We start from the raw sequence: 15,886 nt of genomic DNA on the forward strand, positions 1-15,886 counted from the left end.
AGGACAGAACCCGACACCCATGAAGCATCTCCTGAATCTGCTCGCGGCAGTCGCACTGCTGGTGTGGGGCACCCATCTGGTTCGCACCGGCGTGCTGCGCGTGTTCGGCGCCAACCTGCGCAAGATCCTCGTGCAGAGCATGCGCAACCGCTTCACGGCCGCCCTCTCGGGCATCGGCGTGACGGCGCTGGTGCAGTCGAGCACCGCCACCTCGCTCATGACCTCGTCCTTCGTCGGCCAGGGCCTGGTCACGCTGCCGGCCGCGCTGGCGGTGATGCGGGGGGCCGACGTGGGCACGGCGCTCATCTCGGTGCTGTTCTCGGCGGACCTCTCATGGCTCTCGCCGATGTTCATCTTCGTGGGGGTGGTGCTGTTCATCACGCGCTCGGCCACCGTGGCGGGCCGCGTGGGGCGGGTGCTGATCGGGCTGGGGCTGATGCTGCTGGCGCTGCAGCTGGTGGTGGAAGCGACCGAACCGCTCTTCTCGGCCCCCGCGATGCGGGCGGTGCTGGCATCGATCAACAGCGATGTGCTGCTGGAAATCACCATCGGCTCGGTGCTGGCCATCGTGGCCTATTCGAGCCTCGCGGTGGTGCTGCTGGTGGCGGCCATGGCCACGTCGAACGTGGTGCCGCTCGATGTGGCGCTGGGCCTGGTGCTCGGCGCCAACCTCGGCAGCGGCCTGCTCGCGGTGCTGACCACGGCCAAGTCGGCGGTGTCGGTGCGGCAGGTGACGGTCGGCAACCTGCTCTTCAAGGCGCTGGGCGTGGCGATCGTCGCGCCTTTCGTGGGCCTGTGGATCCGCTACGTGCAGCCCGAGTTGCCGAACCAGACGCATGGCGTGGTGCTGTTCCACTTGGCCTTCAACGTCATCATCAGCGTCGGCTTCATCGGCCTCACGCAATGGGTCGCCAAGCTGGTGACGCGCATGCTGCCGACACCGCAGGCCTCGAGCACCAGCCGCCCGCATCACCTGGATCCCTCGGCGCTCTCGACGCCCTCGCTCGCGATCTCGAACGCCGCGCGCGAGGCGCTACACCAGGCCGACATCGTGGAGACCATGCTGATCGGCGTGCTCGACGTGATCCGCAACAACGACACGCGGCTGTCGCAGGAGCTGCGCCAGCTGGACGACACGGTGGACGAGCTGTACTCGGCCATCAAGTACTACATGACGCGCATCTCGCGCGAGGCACTGGGCGAAGAGGAAAGCCGGCGCTGGACGGACATCATCAGCTTCACGATCAACATGGAGCAGATCGGCGACATCATCGAGCGGGTGATCATCGATGTGGAAGACAAGAAGATCAAACCGCAGCGCAATTTCTCGGAGGCCGGGATGGCGGAGATCGTCGAGCTGCACGGAAGGCTGGTTGCCAACCTGCGGTTGAGCATGAGCGTGTTCTTGAACGGGAATGTTCGGGATGCGCAGAAGCTTTTGGAAGAGAAGGCTCGGTTTCGGGATCTGGAGCGGGCTTATGCGACGACTCATCTGGATCGGTTGTCGGATCGGACGACTCTTAGCATCGAGACCAGTTCGCTGCATATCGACTTGATCAGCGATTTGAAGCGGATCAATTCGCATATTTGTTCTATTGCTTATCCGATTCTGGAGTCGGCTGGGGCGTTGGCGCCTAGCCGGCTTCGGGAGTCTCGGCTTGGGAAGATTGAGAGTTAGTTTTCTTTGGGCCTGAGGCCGGGTCTCGGCCCGGCGGCCGACTCACTTTCTTTTGCTTCGCCAAAAGAAAGTAAGCAAAGAAAAGGCGACCCTGCTGTCTGCGTCCCTCCGCTTCGCTACGGGCAACCTGCGGTGCTCACGTTTCGCGGGGTCTCGCCCAAACTCGCTTCGCTCAAACAAGGGCGAGCCCTGATCCGCGAAACGCTCCGCTCCTCGGCGCATACAGAAGGGATTTGGGGACCGACAGGCCATCGCTGCGCTCGGCGGCTCAATGCTTTACGGGCCTTTGCTTCGCTCGGCCACGGTGCCCTCACCCCAGCCCTCTCCCAAAGAGAGAGGGAGCAAATCCCAGGGCCGAGCGAAGCAAAGGCCCGATTGCAAGCCGAGCAAAGCGATGGCCCGTTCGTCTCCCCCTCCCCTCTGGCTGCGCCGAGGAGCGCAGCGTTTCGCGGATCAGGGCTCGCAGCTGTTTGAGCGAAGCGAGTTCTGCGAGACCCCGCGAAACGCGAGCACCGCAGGTTGCCCGTAGCGAAGCGAAGGGTCGCAGACAGCGGGGTCGCCTTTTCTTTGCTTACTTTCTTTTGGCGAAGCAAAAGAAAGTGAGTCGCCCGCCGGGGCGAGACCCGGCCTCGGAAAAAAACTACTCAGCCGTTTTCAAAACAGAACTCTCAACCCGCCCTCTACGCGCATACCGCTGAGCCAACACAGCACAAACCATCAACTGCATCTGATGAAACAACATCAAAGGCAACACGATGGCTCCAACAGCGTGCGAAGGAAACAGCACTTTCGCCATAGGAATCCCACTAGCCAGACTCTTCTTGGACCCACAGAAGACGATCGTGATCTCATCCTCCATATCGAACCCCAGCTTGCGCGCCAACAGCGTAGTCAGGGTCAGAGCAAGCCCCAGCACCACCGCACAGGCCACAAGCAGCCCGACCAGCGCATGCGCAGGCACCTGCCGCCAAAGCCCCTCGATCACAGCCGCACTGAACGCCGTATAGACCACCAGCAGAATCGACCCTTGGTCCACGAACTTCAACACCGCCGCACGCCGCTGGATCCATTTGCCGATCCAGGGCCGCAAGAGATGCCCGACCAGAAACGGCACCATCAGCTGCAGCAGGATCCGCCCGATCGACCCCAGCGACGAACTCGCATGCCCCCCATTCGGCAGCACCACGAGATTGACCAGCAAAGGCGTGATGAACACCCCGAGCAAGGTGGATGCCGACGCACTGCAGATCGCGGCAGGCAGGTTCCCCCGCGCCATCGCCGTGAACGCAATCGCCGACTGCACCGTGGCCGGCAGCACGCAGAGGTACAGCACGCCGGTGTAGAGCTCGGGCGTCATCAGCGGCAGCAGCAGCGGCTTGAGCGCCAGCCCTAGCAGCGGAAACAGCACAAAAGTGCTGCCGAACACCAGCAGGTGCAGCCGCCAGTGCGTGATGCCGTTCATGATCGCCTCGCGCGACAGCTTGGCGCCGTGCAGAAAGAACAGGAGGGCGATGGCGACGGTCGTCAGCAACTCGAACAGATGCGCGGTGTTGCCGCTCGCGGGCAGCAAGCTCGCCAGGGTGACGACCGAGAGAAGCGCGAAGGTGAAGTTGTCGGGAAGAAAGCGGGAGCGGGACATGACGGGAAGGAGCGCCCCAGGACGCGACCCGTGCGGCAAGTACCAGATTCAGCAGAAAAATGAGTGATTTCCGCGCATGAATCTCGTCGCCAATTTGCGGAGCCCGGCGCGTGCTCCTCGCGCCTTAAAGGGGTAATTTTCGGCGAAGACCCGCATCGCTTGCAGAGCGGCGGCCGAATGCCCGACCTCAGTGTGCAGTTTGCGAACTGAACCGCTCCTGACGGTGGCGCTGGCAGTAATCGATCAGGTCGTCGATTTCGGTGGCCTTGTCGAACACCGCGTCAGCACCCAGGTGCGCGCACTTGCGCCGGATCTCGGGCGTGGCGTAGTTGCTGAGCACCACGATCTTCTGCGCGGGGTTGCGTTGGCGGCAGGCTTCGAGCACCCGGAAACCGGTGCCGTCCTTCAGGAACAGGTCGACGATGGCCAGGTCCCACAGCGCCAGGTTGCGTGTGAGCCAGCGCGAACCTTCGGCCTCCGTCTCGGCCTCGCCGACCGGATCGACCCGCGCCACCTCGCGCAACGTGCCCACGAGGCTCTCGCGGATGGTGGGGTTGTCTTCGACGATGAAGGTGCGAATGTTCATGACCAGCTTGCCTCCTTGCTTAGGACACAGCCTACAAAGTGCGCCCGCCACAAGTCGAAGGCATGACACCCCACCGCGGGTAGGACAAGACTGGCTGCGCCGGCCCCGTCCTCCCGCCGGTGCGTCAGAGCGTGAGGATCGTGCAGCCCGTGGTCTTGCGCGCTTCCAGGTCGCGGTGCGCCTGCTGCACATCGGCCAGGGCGTAGCGCTGGTCGATCGGGATCTTCACCGCGCCGCTTTCGACCACCGCGAACAGGTCGTCCGCCATCGCCTGCGTGGCTTCGCGCGTGGCGATGTGGGTGAACAGCGTGGGCCGCGTCACATAGAGCGAGCCCTTGGAGGCCAGCGTGCCCAGGCTGATCGGCGGCACCGGGCCCGAGCCGTTGCCGAAGATGGCGAGCAACCCGAAGGGACGCAGGCAGTCGATGGACCCCTCGTAGGTGTCCTTGCCCACCGAGTCGTACACCACCTTCACGCCCTTGCCGCCGGTGATCTCCTTCACGCGGGCCGCGAAGTTCTCGGTGCTGTAGTTGATGGCGTGCGCCGCGCCGTGGTCGAGCGCCAGCTTGCACTTGGCGTCGCTGCCGGCAGTGCCGATCAGCTGCAGGCCCAGCGCCTTGGCCCATTGGCAGGCGATGAGGCCGACGCCGCCGGCCGCGGCATGGAACAGGATGAAGTCGCCGGGCTGCAGGCCTTCGGCGGGCAGTGTCTTCTTGAGCAGGTACTGCGTGGTCAGGCCCTTGAGCATCATGGCCGCGCCGGTCTCGAAAGAGATGGCGTCGGGTAGCTTGCAGACGTTCTTGGCCGGCATGACGCGCGCCTCGCAGTAAGCACCGGGCGGCTGGCTCGCATAGGCGGCGCGGTCGCCTGCCTTCAGATGCGTCACGCCCTCGCCCACCGCCTCGACCACGCCCGCGGCCTCCATGCCCAGCTGCAGCGGCATCTGGAACGGATAGAGCCCGCTGCGCTGGTAGGTGTCGATGAAGTTCAGGCCCACGGCCTTGTGGCGGATGCGGATCTCGCCGGGACCGGGGTCGCCGACTTCCACGTCGACGATCTTCAGTTCTTCGGGGCCGCCATGGCGGTCGATACGGACAGCTTTGCTCATAGAGTGGTTCTCGGAAAGGAGGGTGGAGCGACAGTAACGAAAAAACCCGGCCCGGGTCTCAGGCAGGGATTTTCAGCGCATCGGTCAGGAAGTCACGGTACCGGTCGGCCAGGTCGACGCGCGTCCGGGCCAGGACGAGATGAAGAAAATCGATGGTGCTCTCCAATGTGAGCCAGTCGTTGTTCAGGACGACCGTGGTCAGTTGCTGCAGGACTTCGCCCTCGATGCCGAGCGCCGGCAGGTCGCTCTGCCGAAGCCGCGCGATAGCGATCCTGATGTTCGTCTCGAACATGAACTGGGCGCAGGCCTGCCGCCCTCCGGCGTCCGACAGAGGCGAATATCTGCCGAGAAAGAAGCAGGCCCCCTCAGCCGCGGTGAACAGCAGCTGGAGATAGCTCACGATCGGCGGCAAGCCCAGCGCCGCGTAATGAGCGACCGAGTCGTTGCCGCCCATCTCATGGGTCCCTTCGGCCGCATACAGGATCTGGCCCACCGCGGCGTTGCGCACGCTGCCGCCGCAGACCATCGCGTAGCTGAACCACCAGTCGTGAAAAGGCGCCTCGATCGGGCAGGCATTCAGGAAAGCGACCGTGCCTTCGAGGCTGCGCTTCCTGAAGACCGAATAGAACAACAGGTTGTAGCCGCCCCAGCAGTTGTGGTTCTCGATCAGCCGCTCGACGGGCGAGGCCTGGTCGAGCTGCGGCGCCGTCTGGGGCACCGTCAGGATGGAGCCGCCCTTGCTCACGATGTACGAGGTGTACGCCGCGGAGACGCCGGGGTCCTGTTGCAGGATCTCGTGCGCGCGCACCATGTAGTCGTCCGAGATGTAGTCGTCGTCCGCATGGAACATCAGGATTCCGGAAGCCGATTTCCCGAACAGGTCCAGCAGGTTCATCTGCCCGGAGATCCGCTGCGGCCGGCAATGGATGTCGATCAGGCCGGGGCTCCATTCGGCCAAGCGCCAGAGGAATTCGTGCTTCTGCGGGTTCTGGCTGTTGTCGCCGACGATCAGGCGCATGCGCCCTTCGCTGCCGGCCACCAGGGCCGCCAGCCCGGCCAGCACGCGGCGGGCCTTCGCGTCGTTGCGGTAGGTGGGTACCAGGATGGTCAGCGCGTCGGAAATCATCCGCGGATCGTGCCACGTTTGGTACAGGCCGAAGCACGCCCGCGATGCCCGTTAGAGTCGGCGTCCATGCAGACACAGCGCCTCACGCCCCTCACCGTCCTCCTGTTGACCACACCGCCACTGCTGTGGGCCGGCAATGCTGTCGTCGGCCGGCTGGTGCGCGAGCTGGTGTCGCCGCTGACGCTGAACTTCGTGCGTTGGGTGATCGCGTTCGTGCTGCTGCTGCCGTTCGCGGCCTCGGTGCTGCGCAGCGACAGCCCGCTCTGGGCGCACTGGAAGCGCTACGCGGTGCTCGGCCTCTTGGGCATCGGGCTGTACAACGCCTTCCAGTACCTGGCATTGCAGACCTCCACGCCGATCAATGTCACGCTGGTGGGCTCCAGCCTGCCGTTGTGGATGCTCGCGACGGGCACGCTGTTCTTCGGCGCGCGCGTGAGCGGGCGCGAGATCGCGGGTGCGCTTCTGTCGATGCTCGGCGTGCTGCTGGTGTTGAGCCGCGGCGAGTGGCGCCAGCTGCTCGGGCTGCGGCTGGTGCCGGGCGACCTGTACATGATCGCCGGCACCATCGCCTGGGCCTTCTACAGCTGGCTGCTGGCACGCACGCACGAGCCGAAGCAGGTGCGCCAGGACTGGGCCGCCTTCCTGATGGCGCAGCTGGTGTTCGGCCTCGCATGGTCGGGCGCGCTGGCCGCCGGCGAGTGGACGCTGACCGATGCCCACATCGACCTCGGCTGGCCGCTCGTCGCCGCGATGGCATTCATCGGCATCGGCCCCGCGGTGGTGGCCTACCGCTGCTGGGGCACGGGCGTGCAGCGCGCGGGCCCGCAGGCGGCGAGCATCTTCATGAACCTCACGCCGCTGTTCGCCGCGCTGCTGTCGGCGGCGTTCCTGCGCGAGGCGCCGCACTGGTACCACGGGGTGGCGTTCGTGCTGATCGTGGGCGGGATCGTGGTGGCGTCGCGACGCTAAGGCGTCGGTGCGAACAGATGCGCCAGCTCCGGCTGGCCAGCCAGCCACTGAGGCGCTTCGTCGCGCCCCACCAGTCGCCAGGAATAGCCTGGCCGGTCGTAAAGATCCTTGCCCGAAGCCAGCAGCGCCGGGATGACGATGGCGGCCAGGAATTCCGGCGCGTTGTATTCCTGATGCGCAAAGCCGCGGATCTTGGCGCGCACCGCAGCCTCGTCCATTGCGAGGTACGAGAGATGCCAGCCGGCCTCCGCGAGGATCAGCGCGGGCTGCGCCCCGGTTCGCACCCGCATGCGCAACTGGTCGGGCGTGAGCACATCGAGTTGCGCGCGCGTCGCCGCCACGGTCCAGACCGACGAAGCCTCCGGCCCCTCGACGTTGCGGTAGTTCGCGTAGAAATAATAGAAGGCCAGGCACAGCCCGAAGATCGCGTGCCGGCGGTCGTCGCGCATCGCGCGCACCACCGATGCACGCGGAACCTCGTCGGCATCGGAGATCAGGACGAGGTCGTCGGGCGCCGCATCGTGCAGGCCGCGCACGATCTGGTTGCGCTGGAATTTCTCCCGGATCCAGAAGCCGGACTTCGGTGTGTCGGAGAGCCAGTCGCCCACCACGGGCACCGCATCCGCCGCTTCATCGACGACCGGCATGTCGTGCACCGCGATATACCGGATGCGCGGCAGGAACGACGCGATGCGCGGGTCGGCGGCATCGAAGCGCAGCGCCTTGGGCTCGCCGCTGAAGGTGCGATCGGCTTCGACGATGACGAAGCAATCGACCACCTCCGACAGCTCATGCAGCCGCGCCGCGAGGATGTCGGCCTCGCCGTTGTAGGTGATGCAGTCGTACACCTTGCGCGGCGCGGCATTCGACGCCACGGGCTCGGCCGCGAACTCGATGCGGTAGCCGTTGCGCTCGAACATCTGCAGGATGTCGCGCTCGCCGTACCAGGCATCGAGTTGCGACAGCGGAATCAGCGAACGCAGCGTGAGCGGCGAAAGACTCGCCAGTTGCCGCACCTTCGCGTGGTGCCCGAACAGCAGCAGCGCGTTGTAGCCATGGTGCAGTTGCGGCCCCGCATGCTCGATGGAAAAGCTGCGCGCCAGCTCCAGCGGCGCGAAGCGCATGCCAGCCGCTTCGAGCGCGGGACGCAGCACGCCGCTGAGCTGCACGTCTTCGAGCAGCGCGTTGTGCTGCCATTGCATCTTCAGCGGATCGCCCTCCACCGCATCGGGTGGCGGAATCTCGACGCGGATGTGCGGGTGGTCGACCAGCGCGCGCATGAAGCGGCGGCTGCGAAGGCTGAAGCCGCCGTTCTGGATCGGCGTGACGACGTGGTCGGGCTTGTGCAGCTCATCGGCCCACTCGAAGCGGTTGCGCCAGAACGTGCCTTGCGGCGTGTCGATCTTTGCGAGATGAATCGGCGCGCCGATGTAGTCGAAGTCCAGGAACTCGTCGCGCCAGTTGTCCGCATTGACGACCCAGCCGTCTTCCTGGACCACCAGCGCGAACTCGGTCTGCACCACGCGCCAGAGCGCGAACATCATGAACCAGCCGTACTCGTGGTAGTTCAGTGGCGCGATGGCCACATGCTGGATGCCCGGTGCCAGGTGGGCGGGCGCCTGCGGGCTGCACAAGAGAGCGCGCGCGCCGGGCATCTGCGCCTGGCTGTGCTGCAGGGCCATCGCCGCGCCCCGCGCGTCGGGCAGCCCGGTGACCGACACCAGCGTTATTTTTTTGAAAGACCTGTTGTTGCTGTTGCTCACGATGCGCCTCCCCTCGCCCGTGAGCCGACTCAGTAGGTGCCGGGGTAGGCGCCGCCGTCGGCCAGCACGTTCTGGCCGGTCATGTAGCCGGCCTGCTGGCTGCAGAGAAAGGCGCAGATGGCACCGAACTCGGCTGGCGTGCCGAAGCGCTTGGCCGGGATGTTCTTCTTGCGGGCTTCCCAGACGGTGTCGAAGTCCTGGCCGGTCTTTTGCGCCGTGCCGGCCATCGTGCCCTTGAGGCGGTCTGTCTCGAAAGAGCCGGGCAAGAGGTTGTTGATGGTCACGCCCTGCGCCGCGACGGCCGTGCGCGCCACGCCGGCCACGAAACCGGTGAGGCCGCTGCGCGCGCCGTTGGAGAGGCCGAGGATGTCGATGGGCGATTTCACCGAGCTCGAGGTGATGTTCACGATGCGCCCGAACCCGCGCTTGGCCATGCCATCCACCGTCGCCTTGATGAGCTCGATGGGCGTGAGCATGTTCGCGTCGACCGCCTTGATCCACGCCTCGCGGTCCCAGTTGCGGAAGTCGCCGGGCGGCGGGCCGCCGGCGTTGGTGACGACGATGTCGAAGTCATGGCCCAGCGCGAACACGGCCGCGCGGCCAGCTTCGGTGGTGATGTCGGCCGCCACGTGCTTGACGAAGGGGCTGCCCGATGCGCCGGCAACTTCGGCCAGCTTCTTCGCCGCCGCTTCCAGCGCCTCGGCGCCGCGCGCCACGATCACCACGTTGACGCCTTCGCGCACCAGCGCCTCGGCGCAGCCGTAGCCCAGCCCCTTGCTCGCGCCGCACACCAGCGCGGTCTTGCCTGCAATGCCCAGATCCATGTTTGTTGCTCCTAACGTGCAGGGGCTTCGCGCCCCTTGCGTGTGAAAACGAAGATGCCCGCAATGACGAGCACCGTGCCGGCCGCGATCCACGCGGTGAACGGCTCATCGAGTATGACCACCCCCATGAGGATGGTCGACAGGGGCCCGATCATGCCGGTTTGCGCCGCCACCGCGGGGCCGATGCGCTCGATGGCCATCATGACCATCAGGACGGGCACCGCCGTGCACACCGTGGCGTTCAGCACCGAGAGCCAGATGACCTCGGGTGCGAGCTGCATCGCCACGCTGATCGGCCGCGTGAGCACGAACTGCAGGATGCACAGCACGCACGCCACCGTGGTGGCCAGGCCCACGAGCCTGAGCGAGCCGAGCCGCTTGACGAACTCGCCGCTGTAGACGAGATAGCCCGCATAGCTCACTGCGCTCAGGAACACGAGGAATGCGCCCCAGGCCGCGGCGCCGCCACCCTTGCCGCCACCCCCAGTCCAGAGCTCGTGGCCGAACACCAGCAGCACGCCGGCATAGCTCACGACCATGCCCAGCACCTGCGGGCGCGTGGCGCGCCGCCGGTACAGGATCCAGCCGAACAGCAGCACCAGCGTGGGGTTGAGATACAGGATCAGCCGCTCGAAGCTCGCCGAGATGTACGCGAGCCCCGCGAAGTCGAGAAAGCTCGCGAGGTAGTAACCCGAGAAGCCCAGGCCGACCACGCCGAGCCAGTCGCGAAAGGTGAGCGCCGGCTTGCCGCGCCCCGCCCACCACGCCATCACCGCGAACAGCGGCAGCGCAAAGAGCATGCGCAGCATGATGAGCGTGATGGCATCGACGCCGTAGCGGTAGGCCAGCTTGACGATGATCGCCTTGCCGCTGAACGCAATGGCGCCCAGCGAGGCGAGGATGAGGCCGGGCGCAATGCTCTTTGCGCCGCTCTGCGAGAGGGGGATGCCGGTCTGTGCGGCGGTCTTGGTCATCCCCCGATCATCGCGCGCCCGTTAAAACCCTGCCGCCACGCCGTCGCGCCGCGGGTCGCTCGCGGCCACGTAGCCTTCGACCGACGGGTCTCCCGCGCGCCAGATGAACTGGCCGGCGCCGAAGTCCTGGTAGGAATCGTTGATCACATCGAGGTGATGGCCGAGGTCGCGCAGGCCCTGCACCGTGTCGGGGTTCATCGCGGCCTCGACGTTGATCTCCAGTCCCGCGTTGAAGCGCCAGCGCGGCGCATCGCAGGCGGCCTGCGGGTTCTGCTTGTAGTCGAGCATGCGCACCAGCGTCTGCATATGGCCCTGGGGCTGCATGTTGCCGCCCATCACGCCGAAGCTCATGACCGGCTGGCCGTCCTTGGTGAGGAAGGCCGGGATGATCGTGTGGAACGGCCGCTTGCCCGGTGCCACCACGTTGGGGCTCTCGGCCTTCAGGCTGAAGCCGTGGCCGCGGTTCTGCAGGCTGATGCCGAATTCGGGCTCCACGCAGCCCGAGCCGAAGCCCATGTAGTTGCTCTGGATGAAGCTCACCATCATGCCGCTCTCGTCCGCCGCGGTGAGGTAGATGGTGCCGCCCTTCACGGGGTTGCCGGCCTTGAAGTCCTGTGCCTTCTTCACGTCGATGAGGCGAGCGCGCGATGCGAGATAGGCGTCGTCGAGCATCTGCTCGGTGGTCACTTCCATCGTCTTGCGCTCCGACACGTAGCGGTACACGTCGGCAAAGGCCAGCTTCATCGCTTCGATCTGCAGATGCTGCGATTGCACCGAGTCGACCGGCAGCGACGCGATGTCGAACTTCTCGAGGATGCCCAGCGCGATCAGCGCCGCGATGCCCTGCCCGTTCGGCGGAATCTCGTGCAGCGTGTGGCCGCGGTAGTCGCGCGAGATCGGCTTGACCCACTCGGGCTGGTAGGCCGCGAGGTCAGCGACGGTGAGCGAACCGCCCTGCTCTTTCGAGAATTTCGCGAGCGCCTCGGCGATCTCGCCGGTGTAGTAGGCCTCGCCCTTGGTGCGGGCAATGGCCTTGAGCGCGCGCGCCGCCGCGGTGAAGCGGAACAGCTCGCCCACCTCGGGCGCGCGGCCCCAGGGCAGGAAGGTCTGCGCAAAGCCGGGCTGCGAACCCAGCAACGGCGTGGCCGCGGCCCACTTGCCCTGCACCACCGGCGGCACGAGGTAGCCGCGTTCGGCGATGTCGATGGCCGGTGCCAGCAGGTCGGCGAACGGCAGCTTGCCGAAGCGCTCGCTCATTGCGACCCAGCCGCGCACCGCACCCGGCACGGTGACCGAGTCGATGCCGCGCATCGGCGGCGTGGTGGCGTCGGCGCCGTACTTGGCCTTGAAGTACTCGGGCGTCCAGGCCTTGGGCGCGGGACCCGAGGCGTTCAGGCCATGCAGTTCCTTGCCGTCCCACAGGATGCAGAAGGCATCGCTGCCCAGACCGTTGCTCACCGGTTCGACCAGCGTCATCACGGCCGCGGTGGCAATGGCCGCATCGACGGCGTTGCCGCCCTGCTGCAGGATGCGCAGGCCCGCCTGCGAGGCGAGCGGGTGCGAGGTCGACACCACGTTGCGCGCGAAGATCGGGATGCGCGTCGAGAGGTAAGGGTTGTTGAAGTCGAAGTTCATGTCGGCGGTCTCGTTATTCGTTGGTGATCTTGCGGTCCACGACGATCTTTTTCCATTTGGCAGCGTCGATGGCCACCATCTTCGCGAACTGTTCGGGCGTGCCGGCCACTGCCGGCTCGATGCCCAGGCGCGCAAGTTTGTCCTTCACTTCCGGATCGGCAATGGCTTCGTTCGCTGCCTTGTTGACGCGCGCCACGATGTCGGCCGGCAGGTTCTTCGGACCGTAGAAGCCGAACCAGGTGTTCGACTCGTAGCCCGGCAGCGTGTCGGCGATCGGCGGCAGCTCGGGCGCGAGCGGCGAGCGCTTGAGCGTCGTCACGCCCAGGGCGCGCAGACGGCCGTCGCGCACATGCGGCATGCCGGTGGGAAGCGAATCGAACAGCACGTCGATCTTGCCGCTGATCAGGTCGGGAATGGCCAGCGCCGTGCCCTTGTAGGGAATGTGCGTCACGAACACGCCGGCCTGCGCCTTGAAGAGCTCGGCCGTGAGTTGCACGATGGTGCCGTTGCCGCTCGATGCGTAGTTGAGCTTGCCGGGGTTCTTCTGTGCGTAGGCTATCCACTCGCGCACAGTCTTTGCGGGCGAGGTGACCGGCACCAGCATGATGCTGGGCGCATCGCCCACATGGCCTATGGGCGTGAAGTCGCGCACCGTGTCGTAGGGCAGTTTCTGCATCACGGCCGGGCCGATCGAATGCGTGCTGGTGGTGGCCAGCAGCAGCGTGTAGCCGTCGGCCGGCGCCTTGGCCGCCTGGTCGGAGCCGATGGCGCCGCCGGCGCCGGGCTTGTTGTCGATGATCAGCTGGGTGCCGAGCTTCTCGCCCATCTTCTGCCCGAGCGTGCGGGCGAAGAGGTCGGTGGCGCCGCCCGCGGGGAACGGCACGATGAGCCGGATCGGCTTGTTCGGGTAGCCCTGCGCCAGGCTGGCGGACGACGCGGCCATGCACAGCAGCGCAACGGCGGCCCCTTGAAGGAACTGGATTCTTTTCATGGTGCTTGGATTCTGGCCCGGAGGGAAAACCTCCCATGCTATGCAGCCGCTGCGCATCAAGCCAGATAATTCCGCTTATTCAACTATGAGCGCTGCTTATGACAAAGAACGCCACGGAAGAAGTCTCGCTGCAACAGCTGCGGGCGCTGGCAGCGGTGGCCGAATCGGGCAGCTTCACGCTCGCTGCCGAGAGCCTGCAGCTGACGCAGCCGGCCATCAGCCACCTGGTCAAGCGCATGGAAGAGCAGCTCGGGCAGCCGCTGATCGTCCGGGGCCGCCGCATCCAGCTGACGAGCGCGGGCCAGGTGATGGTCGAGACGGCCGTGCGGGCGCTGCGGCTGATCGACGAGTCGGTCGGCGCCTGCCGCTCGCAATCGCAGCTGCGCGAAGGGCGCGTGGTGCTGGCCGTGGGCCATCTCACGGCAGGCGCCCTGCTGCCGCCGATGCTCGGCCGCTTCTCGCAGAAGCACCCGACGCTCGCGACCACGCTGCTGGACAGCACGGCCGAGCAGATGATTTCGCGCATCCTCTCGCAGGAGGCCGACCTGGGTTTCGGATCGGACATCGGTCAGAAGCACTCGGAGCTGGCGACCGAGCCGCTGTTCACTGAACGCATGGCCCTTTTCGTGCGCGACGACCACCCGCTCGCGCAGCGCGTGGTGGTCGATGCGAAGCACCTGGATGCGCTGCCCTTCATCCACGTCAACCCCGACGCCAATATCTGGCGCGCGGTGAGCCGCCAGCTGTCGAGCGTGGCGAACGTGTACCCGCAGGTGGTGCATCACGTGTCGATGCTGTCGACGGCCTTCGGTCTCATCCAGGCCGGCGCGGGCGTGGCGCTGCTGCCGCGCTATGTGGAAGTGCTGATGCCCGGCAACCTGCGCGCGGTGGCGGTGACGCGGCCTACGCTCGAATACCCGGTCGTCGCGGTGCGGCTGGCCAAGCATCCGCTCAGCCCGGCCGCACTGGCTTTCCTGGCGATGGCGCGGCAGCACATGAAGCCGCCGCGCGCCGGCAAATAAAAACGGCGCCCGAAGGCGCCGTTTTTCCAAAGAGAGCCGTAGCCCCGCTCAATCCTCGACGAAGGCCTCTTCGCGCTTGGACTTCACAGCAGGCAAGAGCACGATGATCAGCAGCAGCGCAGCAGCAGCCAGCAGGCTCGCGGAGATCGGACGCGTGACGAACACGCTCCAGTCGCCACGCGACAGCAGCAGCGAGCGGCGCAGGTTTTCTTCCATCATCGGCCCGAGGATGAAGCCCAGCAGCAACGGCGCAGGCTCGCAACCCAGCTTGAAGAAGGTGTAGCCCACCAGACCGAAGATGCCCACCATCCAGATGTCGAAGGTGTTGTTGTTGGTCGAGTACACGCCGATCGCGCAGAACAGCACGATCGCCGGGAACAGGAACTTGTACGGCACCGACAGCAGCTTGATCCACATGCCGATCAGCGGCAGGTTCAGGATGATCAGCATCGCATTGCCCAGCCACATCGAGGCGATCAGGCCCCAGAACAGCTCGGGGTTGCTGGTCATCACCTGCGGGCCGGGCTGGATGTTGTGGATGGTCATCGCGCCCACCATCAGCGCCATCACGGCGTTGGGCGGAATGCCCAGCGTCAGCAGCGGGATGAAGGAGGTTTGCGCACCGGCGTTGTTGGCCGACTCGGGAGCCGCCACGCCGCGAATGTTGCCCTTGCCGAAGGGCACTTCGCCCGGCTTCAGCTTGGTCTTCTTCTCGATCGTGTACGCCGCGAAAGCCGCCAGCAGCGCACCGCCGCCGGGCAGGATGCCCAGCGCAGAACCCAGCGCCGTGCCGCGCAGAACGGCAGGCACCATGCGCTTGAAGTCTTCCTTGGTCGGGAACAGGCCCGAGACCTTGGCGGTGAACACTTCGCGTTCGTCGTCCGGGCGCGAGAGGTTGGCAATGATTTCGCCGTAGCCGAACACACCCATGGCGATGGCCACGAAGCCGATGCCGTCGGTGAGTTCAGGAATGTCGAAGCTGTAGCGCGCGACACCCGAGTTCACGTCGGTACCGACCAGACCCAGCAGCAGGCCCAGCACGATCATCGCGATGGCCTTGAGCAACGAGCCCGAAGCCAGCACCACGGCGCCGATCAGGCCCAGGATCATCAACGAGAAGTACTCGGCCGGGCCGAACTTGAAGGCCAGTTCGGTCAGCGGCGGCGCGAAGGCGGCCAGGATCAGCGTGCCGACACAACCCGCGAAGAACGAGCCGAGACCCGCAGCCGCGAGCGCCGGACCCGCACGGCCCTTGCGCGCCATCTGGTAGCCGTCGATCACGGTCACCACCGAGGACGATTCGCCCGGCAGGTTCACCAGGATGGCGGTGGTCGAACCGCCGTATTGCGCGCCGTAATAGATACCGGCCAGCATGATCAGCGCCGAGACGGGCGGCAGCGCATACGTGGCGGGCAGCAGCATCGCGATGGTCGCGACCGGGCCGATGCCCGGCAGCACGCCGATCAGCGTGCCCAGAATGCAGCCGACCAGGCAGTACAGCAGGTTCGTGAAGGTAAAGGCAACGCCAAAACCCATCGAGAGGTGGTCAAACAATTCCATGTGAGCAGCTT

At 66.0% G+C, this 15,886-nt stretch carries 13 protein-coding genes; 3 read left to right on the forward strand and 10 right to left on the reverse strand.

The window, feature by feature from the left end:
* Window positions 1–19: 19 nt before the first annotated feature.
* The gene (locus ACSFA7_RS24355; protein WP_435501733.1) at window positions 20–1,678 is read left to right on the forward strand and encodes a Na/Pi cotransporter family protein; all 1,659 of its coding nucleotides are present in this window, start codon (window positions 20–22) and stop codon (window positions 1,676–1,678) included.
* A 640-nt stretch (window positions 1,679–2,318) separates the two neighbouring features.
* Here ACSFA7_RS24355 and ACSFA7_RS24360 read toward each other — a convergent pair.
* From ACSFA7_RS24360 to ACSFA7_RS24375, 4 genes are all read right to left on the reverse strand, one after another.
* A complete protein-coding gene (locus ACSFA7_RS24360; RefSeq protein ID WP_435501734.1) occupies window positions 2,319–3,317 on the reverse strand; it encodes a bile acid:sodium symporter family protein in 999 nt (332 codons plus the stop codon).
* A gap of 187 nt (window positions 3,318–3,504) precedes the next feature.
* Window positions 3,505–3,903: a response regulator gene (locus tag ACSFA7_RS24365; protein ID WP_435501735.1), complete on the reverse strand. Its 399-nt coding sequence runs from the start codon at window positions 3,901–3,903 to the stop codon at window positions 3,505–3,507.
* A gap of 124 nt (window positions 3,904–4,027) precedes the next feature.
* The gene (locus ACSFA7_RS24370) at window positions 4,028–5,011 is read right to left on the reverse strand and encodes a quinone oxidoreductase family protein (RefSeq protein WP_435501736.1); all 984 of its coding nucleotides are present in this window, start codon (window positions 5,009–5,011) and stop codon (window positions 4,028–4,030) included.
* A gap of 58 nt (window positions 5,012–5,069) precedes the next feature.
* A complete protein-coding gene (locus tag ACSFA7_RS24375; RefSeq protein WP_435501737.1) occupies window positions 5,070–6,137 on the reverse strand; it encodes a glycosyltransferase family protein in 1,068 nt (355 codons plus the stop codon).
* A 66-nt stretch (window positions 6,138–6,203) separates the two neighbouring features.
* Here ACSFA7_RS24375 and ACSFA7_RS24380 point away from each other — a divergent pair, with 66 nt between their 5' ends.
* On the forward strand, window positions 6,204–7,106 hold the full coding sequence (locus tag ACSFA7_RS24380) for a DMT family transporter (RefSeq protein ID WP_435501738.1): 903 nt from the start codon (window positions 6,204–6,206) through the stop codon (window positions 7,104–7,106).
* Here the strand turns inward: ACSFA7_RS24380 and ACSFA7_RS24385 are convergent.
* Genes ACSFA7_RS24385 through ACSFA7_RS24405 form a run of 5 tightly spaced genes read right to left on the reverse strand, consistent with a single transcriptional unit; the run spans window position 7,103 to window position 13,293 of the window.
* The gene (locus tag ACSFA7_RS24385; RefSeq protein ID WP_435501739.1) at window positions 7,103–8,869 is read right to left on the reverse strand and encodes a DUF5672 family protein; all 1,767 of its coding nucleotides are present in this window, start codon (window positions 8,867–8,869) and stop codon (window positions 7,103–7,105) included. The two genes, ACSFA7_RS24380 and ACSFA7_RS24385, sit on opposite strands and share 4 nt — an antisense overlap.
* Before the next feature lie 29 nt (window positions 8,870–8,898).
* Window positions 8,899–9,693, reverse strand: coding sequence for an SDR family oxidoreductase (locus tag ACSFA7_RS24390; RefSeq protein ID WP_435501740.1), 795 nt, complete (start codon window positions 9,691–9,693; stop codon window positions 8,899–8,901).
* An 11-nt stretch (window positions 9,694–9,704) separates the two neighbouring features.
* Entirely contained in the window at window positions 9,705–10,667 is a 963-nt protein-coding gene (locus tag ACSFA7_RS24395; RefSeq protein WP_435501741.1) for a DMT family transporter, read from the reverse strand.
* Window positions 10,668–10,688: 21 nt separating this feature from the next.
* Window positions 10,689–12,302, reverse strand: a complete 1,614-nt coding sequence (locus ACSFA7_RS24400; RefSeq protein WP_435501742.1) for a gamma-glutamyltransferase family protein — start codon at window positions 12,300–12,302, stop codon at window positions 10,689–10,691.
* Between the two features lie 13 nt (window positions 12,303–12,315).
* Window positions 12,316–13,293 (reverse strand): Bug family tripartite tricarboxylate transporter substrate binding protein, encoded by a 978-nt coding sequence (locus tag ACSFA7_RS24405; protein ID WP_435501743.1) that lies wholly within the window; start codon window positions 13,291–13,293, stop codon window positions 12,316–12,318.
* A 98-nt stretch (window positions 13,294–13,391) separates the two neighbouring features.
* On the opposite strand from ACSFA7_RS24405, the gene ACSFA7_RS24410 reads away from it, so the two are divergent.
* Window positions 13,392–14,315 carry a LysR family transcriptional regulator gene (locus tag ACSFA7_RS24410; protein ID WP_435501744.1) on the forward strand — a complete coding sequence of 308 codons (924 nt, stop codon included), beginning with the start codon at window positions 13,392–13,394 and terminating at the stop codon, window positions 14,313–14,315.
* Window positions 14,316–14,363: 48 nt separating this feature from the next.
* Here ACSFA7_RS24410 and ACSFA7_RS24415 read toward each other — a convergent pair whose 3' ends face one another.
* Window positions 14,364–15,875, reverse strand: coding sequence for a tripartite tricarboxylate transporter permease (locus ACSFA7_RS24415; protein ID WP_435501745.1), 1,512 nt, complete (start codon window positions 15,873–15,875; stop codon window positions 14,364–14,366).
* Between the last annotated feature and the right edge of the window lie 11 nt (window positions 15,876–15,886).

Origin of the sequence: Variovorax trehalosi (assembly GCF_051216415.1) — a bacterium.
In the GTDB taxonomy this organism is placed as follows: domain Bacteria; phylum Pseudomonadota; class Gammaproteobacteria; order Burkholderiales; family Burkholderiaceae_C; genus Variovorax.

Excerpts from the sequence above, each read along its gene's own strand:
- ACSFA7_RS24395 (WP_435501741.1), bottom strand. The coding sequence starts at position 10,667 with ATGACCAAGACCGCCGCACAGACCGGCATCCCCCTCTCGCAGAGCGGC.
- ACSFA7_RS24400 (WP_435501742.1), bottom strand. The coding sequence starts at position 12,302 with ATGAACTTCGACTTCAACAACCCTTACCTCTCGACGCGCATCCCGATC.
- ACSFA7_RS24390 (WP_435501740.1), bottom strand. The coding sequence starts at position 9,693 with ATGGATCTGGGCATTGCAGGCAAGACCGCGCTGGTGTGCGGCGCGAGC.
- ACSFA7_RS24375 (WP_435501737.1), bottom strand. The coding sequence starts at position 6,137 with ATGATTTCCGACGCGCTGACCATCCTGGTACCCACCTACCGCAACGAC.
- ACSFA7_RS24405 (WP_435501743.1), bottom strand. The coding sequence starts at position 13,293 with ATGAAAAGAATCCAGTTCCTTCAAGGGGCCGCCGTTGCGCTGCTGTGC.
- ACSFA7_RS24365 (WP_435501735.1), bottom strand. The coding sequence starts at position 3,903 with ATGAACATTCGCACCTTCATCGTCGAAGACAACCCCACCATCCGCGAG.
- ACSFA7_RS24360 (WP_435501734.1), bottom strand. The coding sequence starts at position 3,317 with ATGTCCCGCTCCCGCTTTCTTCCCGACAACTTCACCTTCGCGCTTCTC.
- ACSFA7_RS24380 (WP_435501738.1), top strand. The coding sequence starts at position 6,204 with ATGCAGACACAGCGCCTCACGCCCCTCACCGTCCTCCTGTTGACCACA.
- ACSFA7_RS24370 (WP_435501736.1), bottom strand. The coding sequence starts at position 5,011 with ATGAGCAAAGCTGTCCGTATCGACCGCCATGGCGGCCCCGAAGAACTG.
- ACSFA7_RS24415 (WP_435501745.1), bottom strand. The coding sequence starts at position 15,875 with ATGGAATTGTTTGACCACCTCTCGATGGGTTTTGGCGTTGCCTTTACC.
- ACSFA7_RS24355 (WP_435501733.1), top strand. The coding sequence starts at position 20 with ATGAAGCATCTCCTGAATCTGCTCGCGGCAGTCGCACTGCTGGTGTGG.
- ACSFA7_RS24410 (WP_435501744.1), top strand. The coding sequence starts at position 13,392 with ATGACAAAGAACGCCACGGAAGAAGTCTCGCTGCAACAGCTGCGGGCG.